Consider the following 23,146-nt stretch of genomic DNA (forward strand, 5'->3'; position numbering starts at 1 on the left):
ACCTCTCACGGCATCCACGGGCGACGCGAGGACGGGCTGGTTAGCATGACCGGGTTGACGTAACCGACTGACGGGCTGAGCGATCACCATGAGCGAACAGGGTGGACTGCGGACCCGGCTGGAGCTGCTGGCCCGGGAAGTCGCCAAGTTCGGCGCGGTCGGCGCGGTCGGCCTGGTGGTCAACATCACGGTGTCCAACCTGCTCTGGCGGTACACAACCATCCCGACCGTACGGGCCGGTCTGCTGGCCACCTTCGTCGCCATCCTCGGCAACTACATCGGCTTCCGCTACTGGACGTACCAGGACCGCGACAAGAGCGGACGGACCCGCGAGCTGACGCTGTTCCTGCTGTTCAGCGCGGTGGGCGCGGTCATCGAGACCGGTGTGCTGTACGCGGCGACGTACGGCTTCGGATGGAACAGCCCGGTCCAGAGCAATGTCTTCAAGATCCTCGGGATCGGCCTCGCGACCCTGTTCCGCTTCTGGTCCTACCGGACGTGGGTGTTCAAGGCGCTGCCCGTGGAGAAGCCCGCACCGGCCGTCGAGAACCCCGTGGCCGGTGGGGCCGAGGGGTTCCTGAAGCAGGGACGCACGGAGCAGGTGCCGCGGGTCGAGGCGGATTCGGTACGGCGGTAGCGGACCGCGCGGCTCACCGCACCGGGCGTTCCGGTTCCCGCCTCTTCAGGGCCACCCGGCTGAGGAACAGGGCGAAGACCGCGGGCTGCTGCTGGAGCAGTTCGAGGCGGCCGCCGTCCGCCTCCGCGAGGTCCCTGGCCACCGCGAGGCCGATGCCGGTGGAGTTGCGGCCGCTGATCGTCCGCTCGAAGATCCGGGCGCCCAGGTCGGGGGGAACCCCCGGGCCCTCGTCCGTGACCTCGATGACCGCCTGGTTGCCGGTGACCCGGGTGCGCAGCGCGACCGTACCGCCGCCGTGCATCAGTGAGTTCTCGATCAGCGCGGCCAGCACCTGGGCGACCGCGCCCGGCGTGCCTACGGCCCGCAGCCCCTGCTTGCCGGAGCGGACGATGGCGCGGCCCGCGCTCCGGTAGGCGGGACGCCACTCCTCGATCTGCTGCTTGACGACCTCGTCGAGATCGAAGACGACGGCGGAGCCGGTACGCGGATCGCGGGCGTTGGTCAGCAGCCGCTCCACCACGTCGGTGAGCCGCTCGACCTGGGTGAGGGCGATGTTCGCCTCCTCCTTCACCGTGTCCGGGTCGTCGGTGACCGAGATCTCCTCGATCCGCATGGAGAGCGCGGTGAGCGGCGTGCGGAGCTGGTGAGAGGCGTCGGCGGCCAGCCGGCGTTCCGCGGTCAGCATCCGGGCGATCCGTTCGGCGGAGGCGTCCAGGACGTCGGCGACCCGGTCCAGCTCCGGCACTCCGTACCGCTTGTGGCGCGGTCGCGGGTCGCCGGAGCCGAGGCGTTCGGCGGTCTCGGCCAGGTCGGTCAGCGGTGAGGTCAGCTTGTTGGCCTGGCGTACGGCCAGGAGCACGGCGGAGACGATGGCCAGCAGCGCCACCGCGCCGATGATCATCAGGGTGCGGCCGACCTCGCTGGTGACCGTGGAGCTGGACTGCTCGACGATGACCTTCTCGCCGTGCTCCCCCTCGGCCGTGCCGCGGATCACACTGCCGGTGGGGCGCTTGCCGAGTTCGAGGGGGGCGCGGCCGGGGATCTTGACCAGCGCGTAGCGCTTGATGTCGACCTGCTGGGACAGCAGTACGGAGGTGATCCGCTCGTCCTCCACCAGCCGGCTCTCGACGACGCTTATCAGCCGCAGCGCCTCGGAGTCGACGCTCTCCTGGGCGCTGTTGCTGATGGTGCGGGTCTCGACGATGACGAGGGAGACGCCGAAGACGGCGATCACCACAAGCACTACGGCGAGCGTGGAGTTGATCAGTCTGCGGCGCATGAGTGCTTCTGCTCGTCGTCTCTCTCCGGTGTTTCCGGAACGTCAGCTCTTCCCGGAACGTCAGCTCTTCTCGAAGCGGAAGCCGACGCCCCGCACGGTCGCGATGTAGCGGGGGTTGGCGGCGTCGTCGCCGAGCTTCTTGCGGAGCCAGGAGATGTGCATGTCGAGGGTCTTCGTCGACGACCACCAGGTGGTGTCCCAGACCTCGCGCATCAACTGGTCCCGGGTGACGACCCGGCCCGCGTCGCGGACCAGGACCCGCAGCAGGTCGAACTCCTTGGCGGTGAGCTGGAGTTCCTCCTCGCCCATCCAGGCGCGGTGCGACTCGACGTCGATCCGGACGCCGTGCGTCGCGGGCTGCGGCGCGGGCTCGGTGGCGCCGCGACGCAGCAGGGCCCGGACGCGGGCGAGCAGTTCGGCGAGGCGGAAGGGCTTGGTGACGTAGTCGTCGGCACCCGCGTCGAGGCCGACGACGGTGTCCACCTCGTCGGCACGGGCGGTCAGCACCAGGATCGGCACGGTGTGACCCTCGGCACGGAGCCTGCGGGCAACTTCGAGGCCGTCCATCCCGGGCAGACCCAGGTCGAGCACGACCAGGTCGATTCCGCCCTGGAGGCCGGCGTCGAGCGCGGTCGGACCGTCTTCGCGGACCTCGACCTCGTAACCCTCCCGACGCAGGGCGCGGGCCAGCGGCTCCGAGATGGATGCATCGTCCTCGGCGAGCAGTACACGGGTCATGGAGTGATGGTAGTCCGCGCGGAGCGGATGCTGTGAGGTGATCCACAACCCCTACGGGTCTGCGAAATAAACGGGCAGATGCCTTTGAATATGGGAGCGCGGCTCCATCAAGACCTGTGATCCATCTCTCAAGTCCATTCATATCCCGCTCTGTCGTGGCGTATGGTGGCTCGACGCCTGTTGCACTACTCAAGGACCCTTGGGCAGCTTTTAGCGCCAAGGGTCTCTTTTGTTGGCCGACTGGTACCCGCCAGTCGCGGAGTCAGTGAATGACCTGTGGCCGGGCCCGGAGCGTGAGACGCGCACCGGGCGTGGATCCCGACGCGGTCGGTCCCCGTCCCCTTCAGCCGGCTCCTTCGTGAGTCCGGCGGTCGGGACGAATCCCCTCTCAGGCGTGAGGGGTGGGGCCTGTCCGCGCCGGTGCCGGCCTCCCCCCACCGGGCGCACCACGCTCACAAGGCGTCGCGTCCCGAGCACACAAGGATCGACCATGGCGTCCAGCCTGACGAAGGACCCGGCCAGTACATCTGGATCCGCGAAGACCTTCTTCGGCCACCCCCGCGGCCTGGCCACTCTCTTCATGACCGAGATGTGGGAGCGCTTCAGCTTCTACGGCATGCGGGCCCTGCTTCCGCTTTACCTGGTCTCCAATTCCGGCCTGCACATGAACGCGGCCACGGCCACCGCGATCTACTCCATCTACATGGCGATGGTGTATCTGCTCGCCATGCCCGGAGGCTGGTTCGGCGACCGGGTCTGGGGGCCGCGCAAGACGGTCACCATCTCGGCCGCCGTCATCATGCTGGGCCACCTGACGCTCGCACTGCCGGGCTCCGGCACCTTCTTCGCCGGTCTGGCGCTGGTCGCGCTCGGATCCGGTCTGCTGAAGGCCAACATCTCGACGATGGTCGGCCACCTCTACAACGGTCCGGACGACCCGCGTCGCGACGGTGGCTTCACCGTCTTCTACATGGGCATCAACCTCGGTGCCTTCGCCGCGCCGCTGATCATCGGCACGGTCGGCGAGAAGGTGAACTGGCACCTCGGCTTCGCCATCGCCGCGGTCGGCATGGCGCTGGGTCTGGCCCAGTTCCTCATCGGTACGCGCCACCTCAGCGAGCGCAGCAGCGTCGTCCCGAAGCCGCTGTCGGCCGAGGAGCGCCGTACGACCCTGCGCAAGGGTCTGCTGTGGCTGATAGTGGCCGTCGTCTTCTACGGCGTGCTCGTCGCCACCGATGTCTACACGCTGAACTGGGCGCTCGTCCCGATCACCGTCGCCGGTCTGCTCATCCCGGTCGCGGTGCTGGTGCGGATCAAGCGGGACCGGGACCTCTCGAAGACCGAGCAGTCGAAGATGTCCGGCTACATCTGGTTCTTCGTCGCCGCGGCCGCGTTCTGGATGATCTACGACCAGGGCGGCTCCACGCTGTCGCTCTTCGGTGAGTCCTCCACCACCAACAGCCTGTTCGGCCTGGACTTCCCGACCTCCTGGTACCAGTCGGTCAACCCGGTCTTCATCATGGCGCTGGCCCCGGTCGTCGCCTGGATATGGCTGGCGCTGAACCGGCGCGGCAAGGAGCCGAGCACGGTCGTCAAGTTCGGCTCGGGTCTCTTCCTGGTCGGTGTCTCCTTCCTCGTCTTCATGATGCCGCTGACCATGGCGACGGACGGCGACAAGGTCAGCCCGATGTGGCTGGTGTCGATCTACTTCCTGCAGACCGTCGGTGAACTCTGCCTCTCCCCGGTCGGCCTGTCGGTCACCACGAAGATGGCGCCCGCGAAGTACGGCAGCCAGATGATGGGTGTCTGGTTCCTCGCGGTCACCGCGGGCGACTGCACCACCAGCCTGCTGTCGCTGGCGGGGGTCGATCTGAACAAGACCGGCATAGTGGGTCTGGAGGCGGCGCTCGCGATCGTCGCCGCATTCGCGATCTGGATGTACCGCAAGAAGGTCACCCAGCTCATGGGCAACGTGCGCTGATGACCTGACGCGCCGATGCACTGGCGTGCTGATGCGCTGATCGCCCGCACACGAGGGCCGCCGCACCGTCGACCGGTGCGGCGGCCCTCGCGCTGTTGTTACGGGAGCCGGCTCACCTGGTGCCGCGCAGCCTGCGCCACGGGGTGAAGGTGAACACGGCGCCGCCCAGCAGGATCGCCGTGCCCGCGACCAGGCCGAGGGCGCGCAGGGTGCCGTTGTCCTCGGCCCCGGTGGCGGCCAGTCCGCCGCCGGAGTCCGTACCACCGGCCGTGGAGCCGGTGGCGCCCGTGGAGCCCGAGGTGGCGGAGCCGGAGGCGCCGCCCTGCTGGGCGGTGGTGTCGAGCTCCAGCGACGGGGTCACCGAGCCCTTGACCTTGCACGGGATGTTGATCTTCGAGGCGCCCAGGGTGACGTCGATCGTCAGGGTGCCGGGGCTGAGCGTGGACTTGCCGGACGCGCCCGGCTTGTAGGTGCCGGTCATGTCGGACAGGTCGACCGGCTTGCCCTGCTCCAACGGTTCGGCGTTGGCCGGGCCGGTGACCTTCACCGAGCCCTTGTCCGCGCCGCCGATGGTGATGTCCATGGACGGCTTGAGCGCACCGGCCGGCAGTGCGGCCGGGCTGTCCATCACGCCCTTGGCCGTCTTCACCGTGAGGGCGTAGCTCCCGCCGCTCTTCTTGGCGTTGATCGTCACCTTGGAGGCGATGTCGGCCGGTCCCGGGGACGTACAGGTGAAGTGGACCGCGACCTCCTTGCCGGGGAAGTCGGTCTGTCCGCTGCCGCCGCCGGAGCCGGAGGTGGAGCCGCCGGAGTCGCTGCCGCCGGAGCTCGTGCCACCTGCGGTGGTGCCGGAGGTCGTGCCGCCCGAGGCAGTGGAGCCGGAGGTGGTGCCGCCCGCGGTGGTGGAACCGCTCGTGGAGCCGCTCGTCGTACCGCCCGCGGTGGTGGATCCGCCGCCGTCCGTGACCTTGATGGTCGCGCCCGGCTGCACGGTCTCCTTCGGGGTGCACTTGGTGTCCGTGGAGATCGGCTTGGAGACGTTGATGTTGTACGCGTCCGGCGTCAGCGTGATCTCACCGGCCTTCTCCAGCTTCAGCGTGCCCTTCATGTCGGACAGCACCATGGCGCTGTTCTTGGGGATCGGCGGGTTCTGCCGCGGCCCTTCCATCTGTACGGTGCCCGTGGCGGCGCCGCCCACCTTGAGGGTGCCGGTCGGCTTGACGGTGTCCTTGTCCAGGTCGAGGATGTCGGGGTTCTTGGAGGCGGCCTCGACCGTCTTCCACACCACCTCGACGGTGTCCCCGACCTTGGCCTCGGCGGGCGCGGTCAGCTGCACCTTGGTGGTGCCCTGCACGGCCGGCAGCCCGGAGATGGGCGGCGGAATGCACTCCGTCGCGTACGAGACGTCGGCAGCCTGGGCCGGACTCGCGGCCAGCAGCATGCCCGCGCCGCCGAGCATCATCGCGACTCCCGTCGCGACCGTCCTGCGTTGCGTACTCACGAATGTCCCTTCGTCGTCGGTCCGTTCTCTGACGGTGCGGAATCGGGTGTGAACCACGGCAGCGCGGCCGTGGTGGTGGACGGGCCGTCGGTGGGCGCGGCCGTGGGACCCGCGGCGGGCTTCGGTGCGCGGCGCGGCTTCGGGGTCCTCGCGGTCGCGTCGGCCCCTCGCAAGGGGCGGCGGCGCCGGGCGCGGCCCGGGGCGCGCGAGGAGCGGGGCCGTACCTTGTCGACGATCGCCATGCCGATCCGGAACACGGCGGCCGGTACGACCACGCAGAGCAGGATCCAGAAGAGCGTGACGCCCCAGGGGCGGCCGACCCCCCACGGCTGTTCGGCCAGCACCTTGCCGCCGTACTTGAGCGAGACCTGGTAGTCGCCGTGGGCGCCCGCCGTCAGTTCGACCGGGAGCTTGATCTGCGCCTTGCGGCCGGAGGCGATGGTGCCGCGCCACTGCCGCTCCTCCCACTGCGGGGCGAAGACGCCGTGCGCGGTGCCGACCTCGAAGACCGGGTCCTTGACGGGGGCGGAGCCGAGGTTGCCCACGGTGAGGACCAGTTGCCGCGCGGGCGGGGCGCCGAACCAGGTGAGGATCCCGCTGTCGCCCTCCAGCCGGGTGGTGGCCAGCACCGCGAGCCGCCCGCCCCCGGTCTCCTTCGGCAGCGGGGCGAGCGGGTGGCCCGCGACGACGAACACGGCGTCGGCGACGGCCTGTTCCCCGGTGACGGTGGCGACATGCACCACGCAGGGGCAGGGCACGGGCGGTTCGGCGACCGGCATCTTCTTGCGGAAGGCGCCCTTGGCATCGGTAGTGACGGCCCGGCCCTCGGCGTTGGCGCAGGAGTTGGTACCGCCGATCACGCCCCGGTCCGTCGTGGACCGTCCGCAGATCAGCATCATCAGCAGCGCGTTCGGGCGCCAGCCGCTGCCCTTCACGGTGATCTCACCGCCCTTGCCCGCCTGCTGCTTGGAGAGGGTGACCACGGGCTTCGCGTCCGCGGCCCTCGTATCCGCCGCGTCGGCGCCGGTCGCGGAGAGCATCAGCAGGGCGGGCAGCAGGGCCACGAGCAGCGGGGCGAACAGCGCGGCGGCCCACCGACGGCTTGATCTGCGGGGTGCTGCCGGTCCGGCCTGTCCAGTCACGATTCCGCTCCCGCCTTCGCCAAGTGCCTGCTTCCGGAGTGCTGTTGATCGCCCGGTGACCGGCCGGGCCGTTCTTCGTCGTCCGGCCGCCGGTCGCGCGACCGCCTGTGCCGGTACGCGTACGTGCCCGCGCCGGCGGCGGCCAGGACCAGCAGTGCGCCGGCGGTCAGCGGCGCCCACGGGACGAAGACCGCACGGGCCGTCGCCTCGCCGTGCGCGCCGCCCGCCGCCGTGACGCGCAGCCGTACGGTCGCCGAGTCGAGTGCGGGGACGTCCCGCCACGGTTCGGTGAGCCTGACGCGCTGTCCGGGCCGCACCTCCACCGGCAGGGTGCGGGCCTCGCGCCGCAGCAGCGTCCCGAACACCCCGTCGGCGCGGACGGCGATCCGCGGGGCGAGGACCGCGTTGCCCCGGTTGACCAGCGTGTAGTGGATGGCCCGCCCGGACACGGTGACGTCCTCGACGGTGAGCGCGGCCAGCGTCGGCCCGCCGACCCGCAGCCGGACCCGTACGCCCACCGAGCGGTCGCCGCCGCGCACGACGATCGCGGCGGGGTGGTCGCCGGGCGTCGCACCGGCCGGCACCGTGACGGTGAACGGCACATCGGCCCGGGTGCGGGCCGGGACGGTCACCTCGGTGGCGGCGGTCCGCAGCCAGCGCCCGGTCCCGGTGGAGCCGCTGCCTCCGGTGCCGTCGGCGCGTACGCCGGAGTCGCCGCCCTTCGCGTCGTACGCGTCGGCGCCGCTCAGCCGCACGGTGACCGGGGACCGGCCGGGGTTGGTGACGGAGATCCGGTCCCGCAGAACGGTGCCGGGCGGGCCCTCCAGGTAGAAGTACGGTCTGCCGCCCGTGCCGGAACCGCTCACCGCGGGCTGCGCCGTCCACGAAGCGGCGCCCGTCCGCGACGGAGGCCCCGCCGCGGCACCGGCCACCGGTGTCATGGCGAGAGCGCACAGCAGTACGGCAAGAGCGAGTCGGGCGGCGTGACCGGTCGGCGACGGCATGGACGGCTCCCTGGTGCGTGACGGCGGCGGCTGGGTCCGGCGGGAGGCGCCCTATCGGCCGACGGCCCCCTGCCTGCGCCTGGTCAGCCAGAGCACCCCGGCCGCACCGGTCAGCAGCACCGTGCCGCCCAGCGTGCCGAGTGCCACGGCCGAATCGAGCGGACCGGTCTTCGGCAGCTGCCCGCCGCCGTCGTCCGGGGCGCTCTGTGTGTTGCCCGCGGCCGTCACATCGAGCTGGAGCGACGGCCCCGGGCTGTTGGCGGGGGTGCAGGTCGTGGTCGTGCCGAGTGCCTTGATGGTGAGTACTCCGGCGGTGAAGTCGACCTTGCCGCTCTTCTTCGGGGTGTACGTACCCGACAAGTCACTGATTTTGATGGGGGTGTTGGCGGGTATCGCGGCGGAGTTCGGCGCGCCGGAGACCTGGACCTGCCCGGAGTCGGCGCCGCCCACCTCGATTACCGCGCTGGGGCTCATCGCGCCCTTGCCCAGTTCGACGGGGCTGGAGGAAACACCCTTCTGGAAGGACATCGTGAGCTTGTAGCCGCCGTCGCTCTTGACGCTCTTGATGTCGATGGGAGACACGGCGCTCTTGTCGCCGATCGGGGTCTTGCACTTGTAGTCGACGTCCACGACCGTGGCGTGGGCGGCGGGCGCGGCCATCAGCACCACCGTGCCCGCCAGCGCGGACGCCAGCGCGAGAGCTGTTCGCTTCTGGTAGGACACCTGAGTTCCCCTCATGCCGGAAGTCGCCGCACGCCGGTTCCCACCGACGCAAGTTACTGACGACACATCAGATCGGCGCTCAAGGTACGCCCGGCGCCTTGTGGAGGGAAGACAAAGAGCGCGCCGATCCGGCACGCTCTTCGGTGGTGCAAATGGCGGGGCGGTGCGCCCCCGGGGTCGTACCGGCGGGCTATGCGGGGGCTGCCAGCTCCGCCCAGACGGTTTTCCCGGACCGGCCGGGCACCCGCAGGACGCCCCAGTCCAGGCAGAGCCGCTGCACGATGAACATGCCGTGCCCGCCGGGCCGTCCGGCCCGGTGCGGGGTACGCGGCGCGGGCTGTCCCGCGCCCGCGTCGGCGACCTCCACCCGCAGCACCTTCGCCGTGCAGGCGATACGCATCTCCTCGGGCCCGTCGGCATGCAGGCAGGCGTTGGTGACCAGCTCGGAGACGACCAGCAGGACGTCCTCGGCGGCGGCCCTGCCGTCGGCGCTCGACGCGGGGAGCCAGCCCCATTCGTGGAGCGCCTGGCGGGCGAAGTCGCGGGCGGTCGGCACGATGCCGCTGACACCCCGCAGCGACAGGGTGCGCCACTGCCGCTCGACCGGCTCGGGGGAGGCCGCACCGGCGCCCGCGTCCGCGTCCACGCCGGCGTCCTGCGGCTCGCGGCCGAGGTCGCCCGGCGGATGCTGCCGGGTGGTGCTCATCAGCGCTTCACCTCACCGATTCACCATGTCGCCATCTAACAGTTACAAGTACAGATACAGAGCGTGCTGGTCGCCCACGGCTCCGCCGGATGTCTTCTGCCCGGCCGAATCGTGACAACACCCACTTCGTCTGCGCGGATCGCGTGACACGGGCAACACATGGGGCGCCCGGGGTCGCGATGCGCGCCGCGGTCAGGTGTTCAGGGCCTCTTCGAGGGAGTCGTGGACGGTGAAGACCGCCTCGGCCCCGGTGATCTCGAAGACCCTCGCCACCACCGGCAGCATTCCGGCCAAATGGACCCCTCCCCCGGCCGCTTCCGCCTTCAGGCGGGCACCGAGCAGCACATTGAGCCCGGTGGAATCACAGAATTCGAGTCCCGAGCAGTCGACCACCAGGCGCACCCGCCCTTGCTCGACCGCGTGCTCCAGGGGCTCTCGCAACAGATCCGCCGTGTGGTGATCCAGCTCACCCACCGGCGTCACGACCTCGCTGCGCCCTTCGGTCCGGACCTCGACCTGAAGCCGACCCCGGTTCGCACTGCCGACCGTCCCGCGGTCCATGCCCGTCCCTCTTCGCCGTTCGTCACTGCCTGCGTCTTAGCGTGCGCAGATGCGTATGTGCTGTCTCTGACGTTCTTGAAACAGTACGCGGTCTGTGCGCCACGCGATACTCGAAGACCTCAACAAACCGGACATATAGCGTCAATTGGCGCTTGTAACTGTCCGTCCGGACCGGGTAAGGGTAGGAGGACACCCAAAACACGGCCGGCTTCGGAGGCGCCGCTTCACCGCAGGAACACGTATGGGCATCGGCAGCCATATGCCGAGAACGATGGAGGAGACCATGTCACCCCGGCTCGACGGACCGCGTCCCCACAACGCGACGTCAGCATGTCCTCAGGGACTGACCCACTCAGACTCCCCTGCCGCGAACGCCGGAGACGGCACCCGCAGCAGCACAAGCACCACCAGCAACATCAGCGACACCGGCCACATCGGTGGCTTCGACCACGTCGGCGCCGACGGCCACGGCGTGAGTGACGGTCTCGAAGGACTTCCCGAGATCCCGCCCTACGACGAAGTGGGGCCGCTGGACGCCAGGGCGCTGTCGAAGACGCTCTTCGCACGGCTCGAATCCCTCGAAGAGGGAACCCACGAGTACTCGTACGTCCGCAATACGCTCGTCGAACTGAACCTGGCCCTGGTCAGGTTCGCCGCCTCCCGGTTCCGCTCCCGCAGCGAGCCGATGGAGGACATCGTCCAGGTCGGCACCATCGGCCTGATCAAGGCGATCGACCGTTTCGAGCTCAGCCGGGGCGTGGAGTTCCCGACGTTCGCGATGCCGACCATCGTCGGTGAGATAAAGCGCTTCTTCCGCGACACCAGCTGGTCCGTGCGCGTCCCGCGCCGGCTGCAGGAGCTGCGGCTCGACCTGGCCAAGGCGGGCGACGAGCTCGCCCAGCGACTGGACCGATCGCCCACCGTGGGCGAGCTCGCCGACCGCCTCGGCATCACCCGCGACGAGGTCGTCGAGGGCATGGCCGCGAGCAACGCGTACACCGCGAGCTCGCTGGACGCCAAGCCCGAGGAGGACGAGAACGAAGGCTCGCTGGCCGACCGAATCGGCTACGAGGACCACGGGCTCGAAGGCATCGAGTACGTCGAGTCCCTGAAGCCGCTGATCGCCGCGCTGCCGCGCCGCGACCGCACGATCCTCTCGCTCCGGTTCGTCGCCAACATGACGCAGTCGGAGATCGGTGAGGAGCTGGGCATCTCCCAGATGCATGTGTCGCGGCTGCTCTCCCGCACACTGGTCAAGCTCCGCAAGGGCCTGACTCTGGAGGAGTGAACGGCCGTGTGTCGCCTGCCCGTTCAGCATCCGAGCAGCGGCGCACCGCGGAACCGTGCGGAAGGACCCGCCCCGGCAAAGGGGCGGGTCCTTCCGCATGTCTGATGCATGTCTGATGCGTGTTTGACGCCGTGTCACGGGCGTCGGGCATGAGCATCGCGGGCCGGGCTGAGCGGTGCTCAGACGACGCGTTCCCCGCGCTGCCAGACCGCGTGGACCAGCGGAACGCCCGGCCGGTAGGCGAGGTGGACATGGCTGGGTGCGTCGAGGAGCACCAGGTCGGCGCGGGCGCCGGGGGCGATGCGGCCGACGTCCGTACGGCGCAGGGCCGCGGCGCCGCCCGCGGTGGCGGACCAGAGGGCCTCGTCCGGCGTCATGCCCATGTCGCGCACGGCGAGGGCGATGCAGAAGGGCATGGAGGACGTGAACGACGAGCCCGGGTTGCAGTCCGTGGAGAGCGCCACGGTGGCGCCCGCGTCGAGGATGCGACGGGCGTCGGGCCAGGTGGCCCGGGTGGAGAACTCGGCGCCGGGGAGCAGGGTGGCGACGGTGTTGCCCTGGGCCAGGGCGTCGACGTCTGCGTCGGTGAGGTGGGTGCAGTGGTCGGCGGACGCGGCGTCGAGTTCGACGGCGAGCTGGACGCCGGGGCCGTGGCCGAGCTGGTTGGCGTGGACGCGGGGGTGCAGGCCCTTCGCCATGCCCGCGGTGAGGATCGCGCGGGCCTGGTCGCCGTCGAAGGCGCCCTTCTCGCAGAAGACGTCGACCCAACGGGCGTACGGGGCGCAGGCGTCGAGCATCGCTCCGGTGACCAGGTCGACGTAGCCGGCCGGGTCGTCGGCGTAGTCCGGGGAGACGATGTGGGCGCCGAGGTAGGTGACCTCCTCGGTGTGCTGGGCGGCGATGCGCAGGGCGCGGGCCTCATCCTCGACGGTGAGGCCGTAGCCGGACTTGGTCTCGAAGGTGGTGGTGCCCTGGCGCAGCGCCTCGGCGAGGTAGCGGGCGACGTTGGCGGCGAGCTCCTCGTCGGTGGCGGCGCGGGTGGCGGCGACCGTGGTCCTGATGCCGCCGGCGCTGTAGGCGCGGCCGGACATCCGGGCGTTGAACTCCTCGGTGCGGTCGCCCGCGAACACGAGGTGGGAGTGGGAGTCGACGAAGCCGGGGATCACCGCCCGGCCGCCCGCGTCGACGGCGTTGTCAGTGGCGGGTGCTTTGCTGGATTCACCGGTCCAGACGATCCGGTCGCCCTCGATGACGACGGCCGCGTCCCGGATCGTGCCCAGGGGGGAATCCGTGCGGAGGGAGGGGTCGTTGGTGACCAGACTGGCGATGTTGGTGATGGCGGTCGTCGTCATCGGGGGGCTGCTCTCCTTGCGGGGGTCCGGCGTCAGCCGTGCAGGGCGGCGATGGCCGAGGCGAGTGCTGCGGGTACGTCCTCGACGAGCGCGTGCCGCCCGTCGCGGACGATGTGCCGGCCTGCCACGACCGTGTGCCGCACATCGGCCGCGGAGGCGGCGAATACGGCCGCTTCGGCAGCGAGCCTGGGCACCGGTCCCGCTGTTCTGACCGAATCCAGGGCGACGGTCGCCAGATCGGCGGGCGCACCGGGTTCGATGACGCCCGCCTCGGGCCGGCCGAGCGCGGCATGCCCGTCGACGGTCGCGGCGCGCAGCAGGGCGGCCGCCGTCCAGTGACCGCGTGCCCGGGTGCGCAGGCGCTCGTCGAGCTCCATCGCGCGGGCCTCTTCGAAGAGGTCGATCACGGCGTGGCTGTCGCTGCCGAGGGAGAGCGGCGAGCCGGCGCGCTGGAGGGCGACGGCGGGGCCGATTCCGTCGGCGAGGTCGCGTTCCGTGGTGGGGCACATGCAGGTGCCGGTCGCCGAGGAGCCGAGGAGTGCGATGTCCTCGGCGGTGAGGTGGGTGTTGTGGATGCCGGTGGTGCGCGGGCCGAGGACGCCGTGGTCGGCGAGGAGCCGGGTGGGCGTGCAGCCGTGGGCGGCGAGGCAGGCGTCGTTCTCCGCGGTCTGCTCGGAGAGGTGGACATGGAGCGGGGCCTGCCGCGCCTCGGCCCAGGCGGCCACGGTGGCGAGCTGCGCGGCGGGCACGGCGCGCACGGAGTGGACGGCAGCGCCGATTGTGGCGTGGTCGCCGCCCTTGAGGAGGGAGGCGCGTTCGGCCCAGGCGTCCGCGGTGGTGTCGGAGAAGCGCAGCTGGTGCCGGTCGGGCTGCTGGTACTGGGTGGGGCGCTTGCCGAATCCGGCGGAGAGGTAGGCGGTGTCCAGCAGCGTGATCCGGATGCCGGCCTCGGCCGCCGCCGCGATCAGGGCCTCGCCCATCGCGTTCGGGTTGTCGTACGGGGTGCCGCCCGGCGCATGGTGCAGATAGTGGAATTCGCCGACCGCGGTGATGCCCGCCAGCGCCATTTCGGCATACACGGCGCGGGCGAGGTCGTAGTACGAGTCGGGGGTGAGCCGGGCGGCGACCTGGTACATGGTCTCGCGCCAGGTCCAGAAGGTGCCGGAGCCCACCTGGACGGTGGAGCGCAGGGCGCGGTGGAAGGCGTGCGAATGGGTGTTGGCGAGCCCGGGAAGGGTGAGCCCGCGCAGCACGGTGGCGCCTGGCGGCGGGGTGGCGACGCCGGTGCGGACGCCCGCGATCAGCCCGCCGGAGACGTCCAGGGCGACGCCCGGCTCGACGTGGGTGCCGAGCCAGGCGTGGGACAACCAGTACGTCACGGTGGCGGGCCTGCCCGTCGGTTCCGTTGTCAGCTGCACGCGAGACCTTCCAGTACGTCGGCGAGTGCGATCACCCCGGCCACGCAGTCGTCCTCCCCCGCGTGCTCGGCGGGCGAGTGCGAGATCCCGGTGGGGTTCCGTACGAACAGCATGGCGGTAGGGACCGAAGCGGACAAAATACCCGCGTCGTGTCCGGCGCCGGTACCCAGGACGGGAACGTCGCGACCGGTGTCCCGGGTGGCGGAGCCCTTCAGGATCGCGCCGAGCTCGTCGCGCAGGGCGTGCTCGAACTCGACGACGGGCGTGAAGGACTCCCGTACGACATCGAGGTCGATCCCGGCCCGCTCGGCGTGTTCCCTGGCGGCCCGTTCGATGCCGGTGACCACCGTGTCGAGGGCCTCCTGGTCGGCGGCGCGGGAGTCGAGCCAGCCGCGGACGAGGGAGGGGATGGCGTTGACGCCGTTCGGCTCGACGGCGATCTTGCCGAAGGTGGCGAGGGCGCCGGCGAGTTCCGCCTCGCGGCGGGCGGCGAGCACGGTCTCGGCATACGTGAGCATCGGGTCGCGCCGGTCGGCGAGACGGGTGGTGCCCGCATGGTTGGCCTCGCCCCGGAAGTCGAACCGCCAGCGGCCGTGCGGCCAGATCGCGGAGGCGATGCCGACCGGGTCGCCGGTGAGGTCGAGGGCGCGCCCCTGCTCGACATGGAGTTCGACGAACGCGCCGATGCGGGCGAGCCGTTCGGGGTCCGGGCCGATGGCGTCGGGGTCGTATCCGGCCGCCTCCATGGCCTGCGGCAGCGTGATGCCGTCGCCGTCGCGGAGCCGGTGCGCCGCATCGACGGTCAACTGTCCGGCGGCGAGCCGGGAGCCCACACAGGCGAGCCCGAAGCGGGCCCCCTCCTCGTCGCCGAAGTTGCTGATGGCCAGCGGCCGGGTGAACTCCGCTCCCCTGCGGCGGAGTTCGTCGAGCGCGGCGAAGGAGGAGACCACGCCGAGCGGCCCGTCGAAGGCGCCGCCGTCGGGTACGGAGTCGAGATGCGATCCGGTGACGACGGCGTCCCCGGCCAGGGGGTCACCGAGCCAGGCCCACTGGTTGCCGTTGCGGTCGACCTCGTAGGTGAGCCCGCGCGCCTCGGCCTGCGCCCGGAACCAGGCACGGCAGTCGGCGTCGGCCCCGGTCCAGGCGTAGCGGCGGTATCCCCCGCTGTCCTGGTTCCGGCCGATCGGCAGGAGCTCCCGCCACATGGCCTGGAACGACGACGAGCCGCCGCCCCCTGCGCCGGTGCCGGTCACTGTCCCCGGCCCCGTCCCTGCCCCGTTCCCGTTCCCGTTCCCGGACGGAAGGCTCACTGTCCATCCTCTGTCATCGGCACACGCACACCCTTGTCGGCGGCGACCGACTCCGCGATGTCGTACCCGGCGTCGACGTGCCGGATGACGCCCATGCCCGGGTCGTTGGTGAGTACCCGGCGGATCTTCTCGCCGGCCAGCTTCGTGCCGTCGGCGACGGTCACCTGCCCGGCGTGGATGGAGCGCCCCATGCCGACGCCGCCGCCGTGGTGGATCGAGACCCAGGAGGCCCCGGACGCCACGTTGACCATGGCGTTCAGCAGCGGCCAGTCGGCGATCGCGTCGGAGCCGTCGAGCATGGCCTCGGTCTCCCGGTACGGGGAGGCCACGGAGCCGCAGTCCAGGTGGTCGCGCCCGATGGCCAGCGGCGCGGCCAGCTCACCGCTCGCCACCATGTCGTTGAACCGCTCGCCGGCCCGGTCGCGCTCGCCGTAGCCGAGCCAGCAGATGCGGGCGGGCAGCCCCTGGAAGTGGACGCGCTCGCCGGCCATCTTGATCCAGCGGTGCAGCGACTCGTTCTCCGGGAAGAGTTCGAGCATCGCCTTGTCGGTCTTGTGGATGTCGGACGCCTCACCGGAGAGCGCGGCCCAGCGGAACGGCCCCTTGCCCTCGCAGAAGAGCGGCCGGATGTAGGCGGGCACGAAGCCCGGGAAGTCGAAGGCCCGGTCGTAGCCCGCGAGCTGGGCCTCGCCGCGGATCGAGTTGCCGTAGTCGAAGACCTCGGCCCCGGCGTCCATGAAGCCGACCATCGCCTCGACGTGCTTGGCCATCGACTCCCGTGCGCGCTGCGTGAAGTCGGCGGGCTTCTCGGCGGCGTACGAGGCCATGTCGTCGAAGTCGACCCCGAGCGGGAGGTAGGCCAGCGGGTCGTGCGCGCTGGTCTGGTCGGTGACGATGTCGATCGGGGCACCCTCGGCGAGCATCCGGGGCAGCAGCTCCGCCGCGTTGCCGAGCAGCCCGATGGAGAGCGGCCTGCGGGCGTCCCGCGCCTCGGTGGCCAGCTGGAGGGCGTGCTCCAGGGAGTCGGCGCGCACGTCCAGGTAGCGGTGCTCGATCCGGCGCTCGATGGCGCGCGGGTCGCAGTCGATGCAGATCGCGACGCCGTCGTTCATGGTCACTGCGAGCGGCTGGGCGCCGCCCATGCCGCCGAGTCCGGCGGTCAGGGTGATCGTGCCGGCCAGCGTCCCGCCGAACTTCTTCGCCGCGACGGCGGCGAACGTCTCGTACGTGCCCTGCAGGATGCCCTGCGTACCGATGTAGATCCACGATCCGGCGGTCATCTGGCCGTACATGGTGAGCCCGAGCGCCTCCAGGCGGCGGAACTCCTCCCAGTTCGCCCAGTCGCCGACCAGGTTGGAGTTGGCGATCAGGACGCGCGGCGCCCACTCGTGCGTCTGCATGACACCGACCGGGCGCCCGGACTGGACGAGCATCGTCTCGTCCTGCTTGAGCGTCTGCAGCGTGCGCACCATCGCGTCGAACGAGCGCCAGTCCCGGGCCGCCTTGCCGGTGCCGCCGTAGACGACGAGCTTGTCGGGGTGCTCGGCGACCTCGGGGTCGAGATTGTTCTGCAGCATGCGCAGGGCGGCCTCCTGCTGCCATCCCAGGGCGCTCAGTTCCGTACCGCGCGGTGCCCGTACGGGGCGGGGTCCTGACATGGCGGTGCCTCCTCGCGACTGTAAGTCTCCTATTCACATCCTGATGGTCTGAATACTCGTAGTCAACAGTCCCGCACCGTCGCACGGAGACAGGCGGCCCGCGCCCGCCCGCGCACAGACCACCCTCGCGGCCCCACCGCGCGCCCTCCACGCACCCCTGTACGCCTCCGGCATGTGCCTGTGGAAATGCCGAATTCCCACTCGGGGCAAGCGCGTTGCGTAGCCTCGTGGGCACATCCGCACACCGAGCCGGGAGGGGCGTCCGCGCGCCCGCAGTCGCTCTGCCGCGCCGGCTCAGAGACACCTGGGAGGCCCCTGTGATCCGAGCACTCAGACTGCGCGCCGGGACGAAAGAGCCGATGGCTCCTGAAGCCGAAGCGCAGGATGTCCTGGCCGAACTCCAGCGATTACGGGCCGGGCTCCCGCTCCTGTCCGGCGCCCTGGTCGCCGGCACCGACGGTCTCGTCCTGGCCCATGACACCCCGGGGGTGGAGCCCGAGCGTGTCGCCGCGCTGACCGCGGCCGCGCTCGGCGTCGCGACGCGGATGACGGAGGCGACCGGCCGGGGTGGCTTCGGTGAGCTTCTCGTACGGGGCGATTCCGGCTGCATCGCCTCGTACGCCGCAGGGCACTCGGCCGTTCTCACCCTGCTCACCGAGGACCGGATCGATGTCGACGCTCTCCATTTCGAGGGCCGCCGGGCGGGTGCCCGTATCGGCGAGCTGATCGACGCCGCGCCGCGCCGCACCGCCTGTCCGGCGCCCTCGGCCCCCTCCCCCCGGCAGCAGCCCCCGCAGCCCGGCCCGCTGCCGCACCGCCCCTGAACGCCAAAGGTCCGGCGGGCGGATTCAGCGCCGGCGCCGCGCCCCGCCGGGCGCGGCGTCCCCCGCCATCGGCCCGGTCGTCCGGTACCCCTTGACCCGCTTGCCCGCGGGCCGCCCGCGCTGCACCCAGTCGGTCCGCACCCAGTACAGGGCGTCGTCCCGCTGCTCGCGCCGCCCGATCCTGACGGCCTTGATCCAGAGCCCGGCGCCCGCCCCGGCGAGCACCATCCCGCCGGCCCCGGGCAGCAGGAACGCGCTCGCCACCGCCACCAGGAACGCCCCGAGCAGCCACCACCGGTGCCCGCGCCGCCAATTGCGTACGGTCACGGCCCGGTCCTGGAGGAAGTCGGACCGCCCGGCACGCGTGGCGCCCCCGGCCAGTTCCGCGTACCTCCGGTTCCGGACGAGCGCCACCACGGCCGCGGTGATCAGGAACAGCGCGGCCCCGGACAGCAGGCCGATCCGGCGTCCGGTGAGCCCCGGAACCAGCGTGCCGATCGCCGCGGCCAGCAGCCCCGGCCACCACAGCGGCGCGGCCCCGGCCCGTACGATCACGGCCACCCTCGCCAACGACTGCGCTCCGCGTCCCACGTCCGTACCCCTCTCCGCAGCTCCTCGTGAGCCTTCCGGCCGGAGATTAGTGGTTGTAGATGAGCGGTGCCTGAGAATCGGCGAGCTCGCGGGAGCAGCCCCGTCGCGTGCCCCCCTCAGCGCATGATCCCCACCAGTCCGTCGCCGCCCTCGGCGCAGTGGAACCGGCCGGCACAGCAGCACGCCCAGCCGTCGGACTCCGTGTCGACCAGGGCCAGTTGCCGCCACCTGTCGCCCACCGGCGCGTTCCCGCCCAGCCGCAGCCCGAGCGCGGGCACGTCCACACCGGCGGCCGGTTCCGGCAGCCGAACCGCCTCCGGGAGCACCGGGAGGACCTCCTCGGCCGGGTGCCCGAACAGATCGACGCCGTCCCACACCGCGGCAGCCGCGCCCGCCCCCGACGGTGGACGCACGCTCAGCACCTCGACACGTGCGAGCCCGTCCGCCGCGTCCGGGCCGCCACCGGCCAGGGTCAGCCGGAGCCTGTCGAACTCGGCCACGGTGTTCCACCCGGGCTGGAAGAGGTAGCCACCGAGCCAGGCGTCGTGGGCGTGGCGGAGTTCGGGGTAGCCCTCGATCGTCAGGGACCCGCACTGCAGCCCCAGGTGGACTCCGGGCGCCGCCGCCGTCAGCAGGTCACGGGCCGCATCGGCGCCCGTCCCGAATCGCAGCACCCCGGCCCCGCCCGGCAGCAGGACACCGATTCCCGGCAGCAGTTCCAGCACCGCATCATCATCCACGGGCCGCGATCGGAACGGCAGGCCCGGGTCCCTCACTCCACGAACAGCCCCCGCGCCGCCGCCCTCGCGTCGAACTCCTCCAGCCGCGTCTGTGCGTCCGGCAGGTCGTCGCACATCGCCTCCAGCAGCACCCGCCCCAGCAGCATGGGCGCACAGGCCGTGTCGAAGGCGAGCCCGGTGCCGACGGCGGCCGGGATCAGCAGGTCGCTGTACTTGGCGACGGGCGCGAACGCGGAGTCCGCCACCGACACCACGGCCAGCCCCTGCTCCTGCGCGTACGCGAGGGCGTCCACGACCTCCTTCGGGTGCCGGGGCAGCGCGAAGCAGATCAACGCGGAGGCGCCCGCCCGGCGCGCGGCGTCGATCCGGTCGCACAGCATGCTGCCGCCCTCGTCGAGCACCCGGACATCGGGGTGGACCTTGGCCGCGAAGTACCCGAAGCCCCGCGCCTGCGAGGAGGCGGCCCGCAGCCCGAGCACCGGCAGCGGCCGCGAGGCCGCCAGCAGCCTGCCTGCCCGCTCGACGGGCCCGGGGTCGGCGAGCAGCTCGGCCAGGTGCCGCAGATTCTCGATCTCGCCGAGCACCGCCTGCTGGTACTCGTTGTACGCGTCGTCCCCGCCCCCCGGCACGGGCTCGGCGGGGGCGACCTCCCGCAGGTGCTTGCGGAGCGCCGGATAGCCGTCGAAGCCGAGCGCCACGGCGAAGCGGGTGACGGACGGCTGGCTGACCCCGGCGAGCTCGGCCAGCTCCACGCTCGACAGGAACGGGACGTCCCCGGCCCTGCGCACCATCGAGTGCGCGATGCGCCGCTGGGTGGGTGTGAGCCGGCGCCCCTCGAAGAGCTGCTGCAACCGCGCGGCCGGGCTGCTCCCGCTCATACTGTCCCCTCGGTAGATCCGGCGCACCGCGATCCGGCGCCGACAAATCCATTCAGCCAGCAAGGCGTCTGCATGTCCATATGCAGCCGGGGCGATGTCCATGTGCGGCCGGGGCAACGTCCATGTGCGGCCGGAGCGCGGGCGGACCGGCGGCCTCAGTCCGTGTCGCCCGGCAGCCCCGCCCGACGGCCCAGCGCTCCGAGCACCTGGTGAAGAGCCGCGCCGGACGGGCCGTCGAGCCCGGCCAACAGTTCCTCGTCGAGCGCCCGCGCCGCCGCCACGCACCCGCCGAGGAGTTCACGTCCCCGGTCGGTGAGGCCGAGAACCTGGCGGCGCCGGTCGTCCATCTCGCCTCGGCCTGATGGCTGAGCCGCCACCGCCGGGGGGCGACCACGGTCGCGACCGTCTGAAGACCTGGGTCGCCGCGCCGCCCGGCCGATCGGCCGCCGGGCCCAAAGAGGGGGGTTAGCCCCACTGCCCGCGGCGCCCGCGATTCGTACCGTAAAGGACATGAAAACCCGTGACTCCGAGCTCAGGAACGAGCTCGATGCCGCCCTGCACGCCCGTAGTGAGCTGGGTTCGGAGTACGAGCCCGCGCTCGTGGAGTCTTTTCTGGAGAAGGTCGAGCAGCGGCTCGACAGCACGCTCGACCGTCAGGTCCGGCGCCATCTCGCCGAGCAGCGGGTGAGCGTCGCCAGGGGCGCGCGCCCGTCGCAGCCCCTGGGGAACTTCGGCGAGCGCTACGGCTTCGGGATCATCTCGCTGATCCTGGCCGTCCCGCTGTCGGCGATCGGTGCCGGGACCGCCCACACCGAGGGCCTGATCGTCGCCTGGCTCGGGATCGTCGCGGTCAACGCCGTGCACGCCGCCCGCAACTGGCCGTGGTTCTCGCACCGTTCCGGACGTACGGGCTCCGACTGGGAGGACTGACCGCCGGGGGCTACGGAGCCGCCCCCGGGAACACACGGCGCTACGCCTGGCGGGTGGGCTGCACGATCAGCTGGCGCAGGTTGATGTGGCGCGCCCGGCTGGTGGTGTAGGCGATCAGGTCGGCGATCTCGTCGCTGGAGAGACCGCCGAGCGCGTCGAACATGCCGTCGAGCTGTCCGCTCAGCTCGGCGTTGTCGACGTGGCCGGCCAGCTCCGTGTCGGTGAGCCCCGGCTCGATGTTCGTGACGCGGACGTCACGCGGTCCGAACTCCGTGCGCAGCGACGTCGACAGGTACGTCAGCGCGGCCTTCGTCGCCCCGTACACCGCGTAGTTGGGGAACGCGATGTGCGCGCCGATGGACGAGATGTTCACCAGGTCCGCGGTGCGGCCCTCGGCGGCCGCCGCCACCAGGTCGGCCGTGAAGGCCCGGATGATCCGCAGGGCGCCCGTCACATTGGTGTCGATCATCCGCTGCCACTCGTCGGTCCGGCCCTCGTCCACCGGGTTCGGCAGCATCACACCGGCCGCGTTGACCACCAGGTCCACCTGACCGAAGGTGCTGTGCACCAGCTCGGCCGCGGCGTCGACGGACGCCTGGTCGGTGACGTCGGTGACGACGGCGAGCGCCTCGCCGCCCTCCGCCTTGATCGTGGCAGCCAGCTCCTCCAGCCGCTCCGCGCGCCGGGCCAGCAGGGCGACCCTGACTCCCTGGGCGGCGAGCAGCCGGGCGGTCGCGCTGCCCATACCACTGGCGGCTCCGGTGATGACGGCGGTGCGGCCTGCGAGGTTCTTGTACGACATGTCCGTGCTCCTTGTGCGCTTCCGGGACCGGGGCGTTCCCCCTGGCCCGGTTCCACTCTGCGGGGCCGGCACCGCGCTACCCAGAGGGACGCTGTTCCTGGGTCTGCCAGTACCAGGTTGGGCGCTCGCGCTTCTTCTACGATCGACGCCATGGACGCTGACCTCGGTGATTTCCTCCGCTCACGACGAGCCCGCATCCGGCCCGAGGAGGTGGGGCTGCAGGCGTACGGCCGTCGGCGCGTACCCGGACTGCGGCGCGAGGAGGTCGCACAGCTCGCGGGAGTGAGCGTCGACTACTACATCCGGCTGGAGCAGGGGCGCGGCCCGAGCGTCTCGGACGCCGTGCTCGACGCGATAGCCCGGGTGCTCCGGCTGGACGAGACGGAGCACACGTACCTGCGTACGGTGGCGCGCTCCAAGTCGCGCGCCTCCGCTCCGGCCGGCGCCCAGCGGGTCCGCCCCGGCCTGCGCCTGCTGCTGGACACGCTGACCACGGCCCCGGCGTTCGTCCTGGGCCGCCGGATGGACGTGCTGGCCTGGAACGCGCTGGGGGACGCCGTCGTCGGCTTCTCCCGGATGCCCGTCGCCGAGCGCAACATGCCGCGCCAGGTGTTCCTGGAACCGGCGGCGCGGGAGCTGTACCCGGACTGGGCCGCGGTGGCGGCGGAGACGGTGGCGTATCTGCGCCTGGACGCGGGCCTGCACCCGGACGACAAGCAACTGGCCACACTGGTCGGCGAGTTGTCCCTGAAGAGCGACGACTTCCGCCGGCTGTGGGCGGACCACCAGGTGAAGTCGAAGACCTACGGCGTCAAGCGCATCAACCACGCGGTCGCGGGCGAGCTCGTTCTCCCGTACGAGACGCTCGGCGCGGCCGGCGATCCCGATCAGTGCCTGGTGGTCTACACACCGGAGCCCGGCAGCGAGTCCGCCGGACGCGTCGCGCTGCTGGCGAGCCGGTCGGCCGCGCCGGCCGGCTGAGCCGCCGCGCGGGCCGCGCACATGAGTGTGTCGCGGGGACCGCCGCACCCCCGGTTGCCCAGGGGGCGGGACGACGGCGGTCCCCGCGAGGGACACGGTCCG

At 71.5% G+C, this 23,146-nt stretch carries 23 protein-coding genes; 6 read left to right on the top strand and 17 right to left on the bottom strand.

The genetic code is table 11. The features are described from left to right. Positions 1-88 precede the first annotated feature (88 nt). Positions 89-637, top strand: coding sequence for a GtrA family protein (locus tag OG978_RS16425; protein ID WP_326765945.1), 549 nt, complete (start codon positions 89-91; stop codon positions 635-637). 13 nt (positions 638-650) lie between these two features. Here the strand turns inward: OG978_RS16425 and OG978_RS16430 are convergent, their stop codons facing one another. Continuing rightward, positions 651-1,916, bottom strand: coding sequence for an ATP-binding protein (locus OG978_RS16430; RefSeq protein ID WP_326765946.1), 1,266 nt, complete (start codon positions 1,914-1,916; stop codon positions 651-653). Positions 1,917-1,976: 60 nt separating this feature from the next. Further along, a complete protein-coding gene (locus OG978_RS16435; protein ID WP_072488330.1) occupies positions 1,977-2,654 on the bottom strand; it encodes a response regulator transcription factor in 678 nt (225 codons plus the stop codon). Between the two features lie 490 nt (positions 2,655-3,144). On the opposite strand from OG978_RS16435, the gene OG978_RS16440 reads away from it, so the two are divergent. Then, complete coding sequence (locus OG978_RS16440; protein ID WP_326765947.1) at positions 3,145-4,635, top strand: peptide MFS transporter; 1,491 nt, start codon at positions 3,145-3,147, stop codon at positions 4,633-4,635. 112 nt (positions 4,636-4,747) lie between these two features. Here the strand turns inward: OG978_RS16440 and OG978_RS16445 are convergent, their stop codons facing one another. The 6 genes from OG978_RS16445 to OG978_RS16470 all read right to left on the bottom strand — a co-directional run bounded on the left by OG978_RS16445 (position 4,748) and on the right by OG978_RS16470 (position 10,272). Continuing rightward, positions 4,748-6,094 carry a hypothetical protein gene (locus OG978_RS16445; RefSeq protein WP_326770047.1) on the bottom strand — a complete coding sequence of 449 codons (1,347 nt, stop codon included), beginning with the start codon at positions 6,092-6,094 and terminating at the stop codon, positions 4,748-4,750. Positions 6,095-6,132: 38 nt separating this feature from the next. Next, a complete protein-coding gene (locus OG978_RS16450) occupies positions 6,133-7,278 on the bottom strand; it encodes a hypothetical protein (protein WP_326765948.1) in 1,146 nt (381 codons plus the stop codon). Continuing rightward, the gene (locus OG978_RS16455) at positions 7,275-8,282 is read right to left on the bottom strand and encodes a hypothetical protein (protein WP_326765949.1); all 1,008 of its coding nucleotides are present in this window, start codon (positions 8,280-8,282) and stop codon (positions 7,275-7,277) included. Before OG978_RS16455 ends, OG978_RS16450 begins: the two co-directional genes overlap by 4 nt. A 51-nt stretch (positions 8,283-8,333) precedes the next feature. Beyond that, the gene (locus tag OG978_RS16460; protein WP_326770048.1) at positions 8,334-9,005 is read right to left on the bottom strand and encodes an LPXTG cell wall anchor domain-containing protein; all 672 of its coding nucleotides are present in this window, start codon (positions 9,003-9,005) and stop codon (positions 8,334-8,336) included. 190 nt (positions 9,006-9,195) lie between these two features. After that, positions 9,196-9,711 (bottom strand): ATP-binding protein, encoded by a 516-nt coding sequence (locus OG978_RS16465; RefSeq protein WP_326765950.1) that lies wholly within the window; start codon positions 9,709-9,711, stop codon positions 9,196-9,198. Positions 9,712-9,903: 192 nt separating this feature from the next. Further along, positions 9,904-10,272 (bottom strand): STAS domain-containing protein, encoded by a 369-nt coding sequence (locus OG978_RS16470; protein WP_326765951.1) that lies wholly within the window; start codon positions 10,270-10,272, stop codon positions 9,904-9,906. 283 nt (positions 10,273-10,555) lie between these two features. Between OG978_RS16470 and OG978_RS16475 the strand changes: the two genes are divergently transcribed. Further along, positions 10,556-11,560 (top strand): RNA polymerase sigma factor SigF, encoded by a 1,005-nt coding sequence (locus tag OG978_RS16475; protein ID WP_326770049.1) that lies wholly within the window; start codon positions 10,556-10,558, stop codon positions 11,558-11,560. Positions 11,561-11,739: 179 nt separating this feature from the next. Here the strand turns inward: OG978_RS16475 and hutI are convergent, their stop codons facing one another. The 4 genes from hutI to hutU all read right to left on the bottom strand — a co-directional run bounded on the left by hutI (position 11,740) and on the right by hutU (position 17,298). Continuing rightward, on the bottom strand, positions 11,740-12,912 hold the full coding sequence (gene hutI, locus OG978_RS16480; protein ID WP_326765952.1) for an imidazolonepropionase: 1,173 nt from the start codon (positions 12,910-12,912) through the stop codon (positions 11,740-11,742). Positions 12,913-12,944: 32 nt separating this feature from the next. Next, a complete protein-coding gene (locus OG978_RS16485) occupies positions 12,945-14,330 on the bottom strand; it encodes a formimidoylglutamate deiminase (protein WP_326765953.1) in 1,386 nt (461 codons plus the stop codon). Next, positions 14,321-15,535 (bottom strand): allantoate amidohydrolase, encoded by a 1,215-nt coding sequence (locus OG978_RS16490; RefSeq protein WP_326770050.1) that lies wholly within the window; start codon positions 15,533-15,535, stop codon positions 14,321-14,323. Before OG978_RS16490 ends, OG978_RS16485 begins: the two co-directional genes overlap by 10 nt. Positions 15,536-15,636: 101 nt before the next feature. After that, positions 15,637-17,298 carry a urocanate hydratase gene (hutU, locus tag OG978_RS16495; RefSeq protein ID WP_326765954.1) on the bottom strand — a complete coding sequence of 554 codons (1,662 nt, stop codon included), beginning with the start codon at positions 17,296-17,298 and terminating at the stop codon, positions 15,637-15,639. Between the two features lie 359 nt (positions 17,299-17,657). On the opposite strand from hutU, the gene OG978_RS16500 reads away from it, so the two are divergent. Further along, positions 17,658-18,122, top strand: coding sequence for a roadblock/LC7 domain-containing protein (locus OG978_RS16500; protein WP_326765955.1), 465 nt, complete (start codon positions 17,658-17,660; stop codon positions 18,120-18,122). A 24-nt stretch (positions 18,123-18,146) separates the two neighbouring features. Here OG978_RS16500 and OG978_RS16505 read toward each other — a convergent pair whose 3' ends face one another. The 4 genes from OG978_RS16505 to OG978_RS16520 all read right to left on the bottom strand — a co-directional run bounded on the left by OG978_RS16505 (position 18,147) and on the right by OG978_RS16520 (position 20,678). Then, a complete protein-coding gene (locus OG978_RS16505; RefSeq protein WP_326765956.1) occupies positions 18,147-18,713 on the bottom strand; it encodes a hypothetical protein in 567 nt (188 codons plus the stop codon). 116 nt (positions 18,714-18,829) lie between these two features. Continuing rightward, entirely contained in the window at positions 18,830-19,453 is a 624-nt protein-coding gene (locus OG978_RS16510; protein WP_326765957.1) for a hypothetical protein, read from the bottom strand. Positions 19,454-19,485: 32 nt separating this feature from the next. Continuing rightward, entirely contained in the window at positions 19,486-20,331 is an 846-nt protein-coding gene (locus tag OG978_RS16515; protein WP_326765958.1) for a MurR/RpiR family transcriptional regulator, read from the bottom strand. A 155-nt stretch (positions 20,332-20,486) separates the two neighbouring features. Then, positions 20,487-20,678: a hypothetical protein gene (locus OG978_RS16520; protein ID WP_326765959.1), complete on the bottom strand. Its 192-nt coding sequence runs from the start codon at positions 20,676-20,678 to the stop codon at positions 20,487-20,489. 163 nt (positions 20,679-20,841) lie between these two features. Between OG978_RS16520 and OG978_RS16525 the strand changes: the two genes are divergently transcribed. Then, entirely contained in the window at positions 20,842-21,261 is a 420-nt protein-coding gene (locus OG978_RS16525; RefSeq protein ID WP_326765960.1) for a hypothetical protein, read from the top strand. A gap of 40 nt (positions 21,262-21,301) precedes the next feature. Here OG978_RS16525 and OG978_RS16530 read toward each other — a convergent pair whose 3' ends face one another. Then, positions 21,302-22,063 carry an SDR family oxidoreductase gene (locus OG978_RS16530; RefSeq protein ID WP_326765961.1) on the bottom strand — a complete coding sequence of 254 codons (762 nt, stop codon included), beginning with the start codon at positions 22,061-22,063 and terminating at the stop codon, positions 21,302-21,304. 150 nt (positions 22,064-22,213) lie between these two features. On the opposite strand from OG978_RS16530, the gene OG978_RS16535 reads away from it, so the two are divergent. Next, a complete protein-coding gene (locus OG978_RS16535) occupies positions 22,214-23,044 on the top strand; it encodes a helix-turn-helix transcriptional regulator (RefSeq protein ID WP_326765962.1) in 831 nt (276 codons plus the stop codon). Positions 23,045-23,146: the final 102 nt, after the last annotated feature.

This window comes from Streptomyces sp. NBC_01591, from assembly GCF_035918155.1.
In the GTDB taxonomy this organism is placed as follows: Bacteria; Actinomycetota; Actinomycetes; order Streptomycetales; family Streptomycetaceae; genus Streptomyces.